Source organism: Micrococcus sp. HG099, from assembly GCF_024723355.1.
GTDB lineage: Bacteria > Actinomycetota > Actinomycetes > Actinomycetales > Micrococcaceae > Micrococcus > Micrococcus endophyticus.
On sequence record NZ_JANQCJ010000124.1, the window covers coordinates 1 to 6,629 of the forward strand.

Genomic DNA, 6,629 nt, shown 5'->3' on the forward strand with positions numbered 1-6,629 from the left:
GGCCCGGCGGGCGCCAGGGGCAGGGCCTCGGTGGGCAGCGGCTCGCGCACGGGGTCGTCGCCGTCCTCGCCGGCCGGTCCGACCGGGGCGGCGTCCAGGCCGGGGCGCAGGTCGTCGTCGGAGGAGACGGGGGAGTCCGTGGCGATGCCGGGATGCTGCGTGCTCATGCCCGTCACGCTACCGACCGAGCCTGACCGGCGGCAGGGCGGGCCGCCGTCGCCGCCCCCGGACGCTTTCGTGCGGGAAACGGGGACCTCGCCCAGCCCCCCACCGCACCCCACCCCACCGCTTTCGTGCGGGAAACGGGAACCGGCGGGCCGCCGTCGTCGTGCCCCCGAGGGCGACACCGCGCGACGCGCCGAGCGTGTCCGCCCCCGGGCGTACCCTCGGCGGCATGCAGCGCATCGTCCCGAACATCTGGTGCGACGGCACCGCCGACGCCGCCGCCGAGTTCTATCTCCGCGCCTTCGCCGGGCTGCCCGGCACCGCCCACGTGCGGACCGACCGCTACCCCACCGAGGGCCTGCTGGACTTCCAGAGGCCCCTGGCCGGGAAGACCCTCACGCAGGAGCTGGACCTCGCCGGCCACCGGTTCATCCTGGTCAACGCCGGCGACGAGTTCGCCCCGAACCCGTCCATCAGCTTCTTCGTCAACGCGGACCCGTCGCGCATGGACGACCCGCGCGGCACGCTGGACGCCCTGTGGGCCGAGCTCACCGACGGCGGGCGCGTGCTCATGGACCTCGGCCCCTACCCGCACTCCGAGCACTACGGCTGGGTGGAGGACCGCCACGGGGTGAGCTGGCAGCTCATGCTCACGGACCCCGCCGGGGACCCGCGGCCGGTGATCATCCCGCAGCTGATGTTCTGCGGGCCCGCGCAGAACCGGGCCGCGGAGGCGCTGGACCACTACCTCGCCGTGTTCGACGACGCCGCTCCCGGCCAGCGCGTCACCTACGGCGACATGGGGCACGTGCCGGAGGGCGGGCCCGTGGAGGCGGGGTCGATCGTGTTCGCCGACGCGCGACTGCGCGGCGAGTGGGTCGCGGCAATGGACTCGGCCGTGACGCAGGACTTCACCTTCACCGAGGGCGTCTCGCTCATGGTGCAGTGCCGGGACCAGTCCGAGATCGACCGGCTGTGGGAGGCGCTGAGCGCCGTGCCCGAGGCCGAGCAGTGCGGCTGGCTCAAGGACCGCTGGGGCGTGTCCTGGCAGATCGTGCCGGAGGCGATGGGCGAGCTCATGGAGCGGCCCGGGGCGTTCGAGGCCCTGCTGGGGATGAAGAAGCTGGTGATCGCGGACTTCTGAGCCCCGGCGCGTCCCGCCGTCCCCACTTTCGTGCGGGAAACGGGAGGCTTCGGGGGCACTTCCGTGCGGGAAACGGGAGGCTTCCGCGCGACGACCGCGCGGCAGGTTCCCGTTTCCCACACGAAAACGGCGGCTCAGGCTCCCGTTTCCCACACGAAAGTGTCCGGCGTCGGGGCCAGCGTCCCGGGGTCAGCCGATGACCGCGTCCACCAGCCGCTGCGCCTCCGCCTGCACCTGCTTGAGGTGATCGGGCCCGCGGAAGGACTCCGCGTAGATCTTGTACACGTCCTCGGTGCCGGAGGGCCGGGCGGCGAACCACGCGTTCTGCGTGACCACCTTGAGCCCGCCGATCGGGGCGTCGTTGCCGGGCGCGTTCGTCAGTGTGGCGAGGATGGTCTCGCCGGCCAGCTCGGTCACGGGGACGTCGTCGGGGGAGAGGGTCTTCAGCTTCGCCTTCTGCTCGGCGGTCGCCGGGGCGTCGATGCGCGCGTACGCCGGGGAGCCGTGCAGCGCCACGAGGTCCCGGTACCGCTCGGACGGGGACTGGCCGGTCACGGCGATGATCTCCGCGGCGAGCAGGCACAGCAGCATGCCGTCCTTGTCCGTGGACCACGCGCCGCCGTCGAACTTCACGAAGGACGCGCCCGCGGACTCCTCGCCGCCGAACACGCCGGTGCCCGTGAGCAGGCCGGGCACGAACCACTTGAAGCCCACCGGCACCTCCACGAGCTCGCGGCCGAGGTCCCCGGCCACACGGTCGATCATGGAGGAGGAGACCAGGGTCTTGCCCACGCCGGCGTCGGCGGGCCAGCGCCGGCGGTGCCGGTAGAGGTAGTCGATGGCCACGGCCAGGAAGTGGTTGGGGTTCATCAGGCCGCCGTCCGGGGTGACGATCCCGTGGCGGTCGGCGTCGGCGTCGTTGCCGGTGGCGACGTCGAAGGGGGCCTCGCCGTCGGCGTCCGGGCGCATGCGCTCGATCAGCGACGCCATGGCGTGCGGGGAGGAGCAGTCCATGCGGATCTTGCCGTCCCAGTCCAGGGTCATGAAGCCGAACGTCGGGTCGGCCTCGGGGTTGACCACGGTGAGGTCGAGCCCGTGCCGCCGCCCGATCTCACCCCAATACGCCACGGACGCCCCGCCCATGGGGTCGGCGCCGATGCGCACGCCGGCGTCGCGGATCGCCTCGAGGTCCAGCACCTGGGGCAGATCGGAGACGTAGCGGTCCAGGAAGTCGAACTCACCCAGGCGCGGGTGGCCGGCGACGTCGGCGCCCGCCACGCGGCGCACGCCCTCCAGCCCGGCGGCGAGCAGCTCGTTGGCGCGGTCCGCGATCCACGAGGTGGCCTCGGTGTCCGCGGGGCCGCCGTGGGGCGGGTTGTACTTGAAGCCGCCGTCCGCGGGCGGGTTGTGCGACGGCGTGATCACCAGGCCGTCCACGAGGCCGGCGTTGTCCCCGTCGGCGGCGAAGCCGGCCGGGGTGAGCTCGCGGCCGGCGTTGAGGTGCAGGATCGCGTGGGAGACCGCCGGGGTGGGGGTGAACCCGCCGCGGGCGTCCACCCGCACCTCCACGTCGTTGCCGAGCAGCACCTCGACGGCGGTGTCCTGCGCCGGCCCGGAGAGGGCGTGGGTGTCCTTGCCCACGAGGATCGCGCCGGTGATGCCGTGGGCGGCCCGGTACTCGACCACGGCCTGCGTGATGGCGGCGATGTGGTCGTCGTTGAACGAGGTCTTCAGCGCCGAGCCGCGGTGCCCGGAGGTGCCGAACACGACCTTCTGGGCGGGGTCCGTCACGTCCGGCCGACCGGTGCGGTACGCCTCGAGGAGGGCGTCGACGTCGATGAGGTCCTGCGGCTGGGCGGGGGTGCCGGGACGCTCCGAGGCGGGGATGGCGGCGGTGTTCTCGGTCATGTCCCTCACCTTGGCACGGGCGGCGGGGCGGGGGAAGACGCCCCGTCCATCATGACGAGGCGGCGGGGGCCCCGTGGCAGGAGGGGCACAGGCCCCAGTAGTAGACCTCGGCTTCGTCGATGAGGAAGCCGTGGTCGGTCCGGGCCTCGAGGCAGGGCGCCTGGCCGGTGTGGCAGGGCACGTCCACCACGGTGCTGCACTCGCGGCAGACGAGGTGGTGGTGGTTGTCGTCCCGGCGGATCTCGTAGCGGGCCGTGGAGCCGGCCGGCTGGATGGAGCGCACGAGGCCGACGTCCGTGAGGGTGTGCAGGGAGTCGTACACGGCCTGGTGGGAGACGGCGGGCAGTTCGCGGCGGACGGCGGCGAGGACGGTGGCGGCGTCCGCGTGGGGGCACTCGCCCAGGGCGGTGAGCACCGCGACCCGCGGCCGGGTGACGCGCAGGCCGGCGGCGCGCAGCAGCGTGCGCTCGTCCGGGGTCTGCGTCGTCGTGTCCATGTCCGTCGATACCATCCCGTTCTCTGGAACATGTCAAGAAAGCGCGGACCGTGATCGCTCCCGGCGGACCGGGCATTCCCGCCCGACCGCCGCCTGACTACGGTGAATCCTCTGACCCCGGGCTCCCTCGGCCCGGGCCGCCGACGAGGAGGACCGCACCCATGGCCCAGCCCGAGCCCGTCCGCCTCGCGCCCCCGGGGCGCACCGCGGAGCCCGACGACGCCCGTCCCGCCGAGCGCGCCCTGCTCGCCGCGGCGTCGGCCTGCGGCGGCGACGTCGCCCCGATGCTGGCCCTGCTCGGTGCGGGACGCGCCACTGACACCGAGGCCGCGGCCCCCGACGCCGCCCCGCTGGAGCTGCCCCTCACCGGCGAGGGCCGCACGCGGCAGCAGTGGGAGCTGCTCGCCTCGGTGGCGGCCCAGGACCTCTCCGCCGCGCGCGTGCTCGAGCCGCACCTGGACGCGCTCTCGATCCTCTCCCAGGCGTCCGTGCCCGCCCCGGCCGGGCTGCTGGGGGTCTACGCCTCGGAGTCCGGCGGGCGCACGCCCCGCCTCACCCCGGCGCCCCACGACGACGACGCCGGCTCGGCCTCGGACGGCCGGCCCGACGCCGGCCCGGACGCCTGGCTGCTCGACGGCGAGAAGCCGTGGTGCTCGCTCGCGGACGAGTGCGCGGCCGCCGTGATCACGGGGCGCGAGGCCGACGGCACCCGCCGCGCCGTCCTCGTGGACCTGAACCACCCGGGCGTCGCCGAGACCTCCTCCGCGTGGCCGGCCCTGGGCCTGGCCCCGATCCGCACGGTGGGCCTGGGCTTCGACGCGGTGCCCGGCACGGCCGTGGGCGGGCCCGAGTGGTACCTGCGCCGCCCCGGCTTCGCGTGGGGCGGCATCGGCGTGGCCGCGGTGTGGTTCGGCGGCGCCGTGGGCATCGCCCGCACCCTGCGGGACGCCACCCGCTCCCGCGCGGCCGCCGAGGCGGAGGGCCGCGGACCGGGTCCGGACCAGGTGGCCCAGGCCGCGCTCGGCCGGGTGGACCGGCTGCTGCACGCGATGGCCGCCCTGCTGGCCCGCGCCGCCGAGGACGTGGACGCCGGCCGCCTGGACCACGGACGCGGCATGGTCGAGGCCGACCGCATCCGCGGCACCGTGGCGCAGCTGTGCACCGAGGTGGTGGACGTCGTCGGGCAGGCCACCGGCCCCGGCCCCCTCACGGGCAGCGCGGCGCACGCGCGCGCCGTCGCCGACCTGCAGGTCTACCTGCGCCAGCACCACGCCCACCGCGACGACGCCCGGCTCGGCCGCGCGCTGCTCGACGGCGACGCCGACGGCGGCTGGACGTGGTGAGCTTCTCCCACACCGACGCCGGCACGTCCGAGGAGGCCTGGGCGGCCGCCGGCGTGGGCGCGCTGCCCGCGCTGGAGGCGCCCGCGTGGGGCGCCGACACCCTGCTGCTGGTGGCCGTCGCCCACCCCGACGACGAGACGCTCGGCGCCACCGGCCTGATCCGCTCCGCCCTGCGCGGCGGGGCGCGCGTGCACGTGCTCGTGGCCACCGCCGGCGAGGCGTCCCACCCGGACTCGCCCACGCACGCCCCCGAGGACCTCGTGCGGCTGCGCCGGACCGAGATGGAGCACGCCCTGGACGCGCTCGCCGCGGACCTGCCCGGCCCCGGGGAGGACCGCCGGTCGGCGCTGACCTGGGAGTCCCTCGGCCTGCCCGACTCCGGCGTGGCCGGGCGCGAGGACGCGGTGCGCGCCGCCGTCGTCGCCGCCCTGGCCGCCCACCCCGGCCCCGCGGTGCTCGCCTCCCACGACCCGGGGGACGGGCACGCGGACCACGAGGCCGTGGGCCGGGCCGTGGGGGAGCTCGCCGGCGAGCGGGACCTGCCGCTGTGCGCGTTCCCCATCTGGTTCTGGCACTGGGCCGACCCGGCCGAGCTGCCCGCCCGCCGCTACCGGCGGCTGGCGCTCACCGACGACGACCGGGCCGCCCGCCGCGCCGCCCTCGACGCCCACGCCTCCCAGGTGCGCCCCCTCTCCGACGCCCCCGGGGACGAGGCCGTCCTCGGGCCGCAGGTGCTGGCCCACCACGACCGCCCGTTCGAGGCGCACCGCCTCTCCGGCCCCGACGACGCCGACGCCCACCGCGCCGCCGCCGTCTTCGACCGCCTCTACCGCGAGCACGAGGACCCGTGGCGGTACCTCAGCTCCCCGTACGAGGCCCGCAAGCGCGCGCTCACCCTCGCCGTGCTGCCCCGCCCCCGGTACGGGACGGTGGTGGAGGCCGGCGCGTCCATCGGGGTGCTCACCGGGGAGGTGGCCGCCCGCGCGGACCGCGTGGTCGGCCTGGAGGCCTCGCCCACGGCCGTGGAGCGCGCTGCCGCCCGCCTCGCGGACACGCCCCACGCCGAGGTGCGCCGGGCCGTGCTGCCCGGGCACTGGCCGGACGACGTCGCCGGGGCCGACCTCGTGATCGCCTCGGAGATCGGCTACTTCCTGCAGCCCGAGGAGCTCGACGCGCTCGTCGACGACGCCGACGCCGCCCTCGCCCCCGGCGGGGAGCTGCTGCTGTGCCACTGGCGCCACCCCATCGAGGGCTGGCCGCTGGACGGGGACGCCGTGCACGCGCGCGTCGCCGCGGACCCGCGCTGGCGCGTGCGCACCGAGCTCGTGGAGGAGGACTTCCGGATCAGCCTGCACGTGCGCGCCGCCGCCGCCACCCACGCCGTGGTGATCGTGCCCGCCAAGGACGAGCAGGAGCGGCTGCCCGCCGCGCTCGCGGCCCTCGGCGCCGCCCTGGACCGCTGGGAGGAGCACCACGCGCAGGGCAGCGCCGCCGTGGTGGTCGCCGCGGACCGCTGCGACGACGCCACGGTGGCCGCCGCCGAGGCGGCCCGGCACGCGGACCCGCGCGTGCA

5 protein-coding genes are annotated in these 6,629 nt (G+C 76.2%); 3 read left to right on the forward strand and 2 right to left on the reverse strand.

The genetic code is table 11. The features are described 5' to 3' along the window. The first annotated feature begins 394 nt into the window (after nt 1-394). Nucleotides 395-1,309, forward strand: coding sequence for a VOC family protein (locus NWP10_RS09845; protein WP_026106942.1), 915 nt, complete (start codon nt 395-397; stop codon nt 1,307-1,309). Between the two features lie 189 nt (nt 1,310-1,498). Here the strand turns inward: NWP10_RS09845 and pgm are convergent, their stop codons facing one another. Together pgm and NWP10_RS09855 are read right to left on the reverse strand one after the other, a co-directional pair. Beyond that, nucleotides 1,499-3,217 carry a phosphoglucomutase (alpha-D-glucose-1,6-bisphosphate-dependent) gene (gene pgm, locus NWP10_RS09850; RefSeq protein ID WP_017489003.1) on the reverse strand — a complete coding sequence of 573 codons (1,719 nt, stop codon included), beginning with the start codon at nt 3,215-3,217 and terminating at the stop codon, nt 1,499-1,501. Between the two features lie 49 nt (nt 3,218-3,266). Further along, entirely contained in the window at nt 3,267-3,713 is a 447-nt protein-coding gene (locus tag NWP10_RS09855; protein ID WP_258300778.1) for a Fur family transcriptional regulator, read from the reverse strand. 161 nt (nt 3,714-3,874) lie between these two features. Here NWP10_RS09855 and NWP10_RS09860 point away from each other — a divergent pair, with 161 nt between their 5' ends. Both NWP10_RS09860 and NWP10_RS09865 read left to right on the forward strand, forming a co-directional pair. Continuing rightward, entirely contained in the window at nt 3,875-5,056 is a 1,182-nt protein-coding gene (locus NWP10_RS09860; RefSeq protein WP_258300776.1) for an acyl-CoA dehydrogenase family protein, read from the forward strand. Continuing rightward, nucleotides 5,053-6,629 (forward strand): bifunctional PIG-L family deacetylase/class I SAM-dependent methyltransferase (locus NWP10_RS09865; RefSeq protein ID WP_258300777.1); only part of this gene is annotated, 1,577 nt, incomplete at its 3' end. The genes NWP10_RS09860 and NWP10_RS09865, both read left to right, overlap by 4 nt.

Excerpts from the sequence above, each read along its gene's own strand:
- NWP10_RS09845 (WP_026106942.1), top strand. The coding sequence starts at position 395 with ATGCAGCGCATCGTCCCGAACATCTGGTGCGACGGCACCGCCGACGCC.
- pgm (WP_017489003.1), bottom strand. The coding sequence starts at position 3,217 with ATGACCGAGAACACCGCCGCCATCCCCGCCTCGGAGCGTCCCGGCACC.
- NWP10_RS09855 (WP_258300778.1), bottom strand. The coding sequence starts at position 3,713 with ATGGACACGACGACGCAGACCCCGGACGAGCGCACGCTGCTGCGCGCC.
- NWP10_RS09860 (WP_258300776.1), top strand. The coding sequence starts at position 3,875 with ATGGCCCAGCCCGAGCCCGTCCGCCTCGCGCCCCCGGGGCGCACCGCG.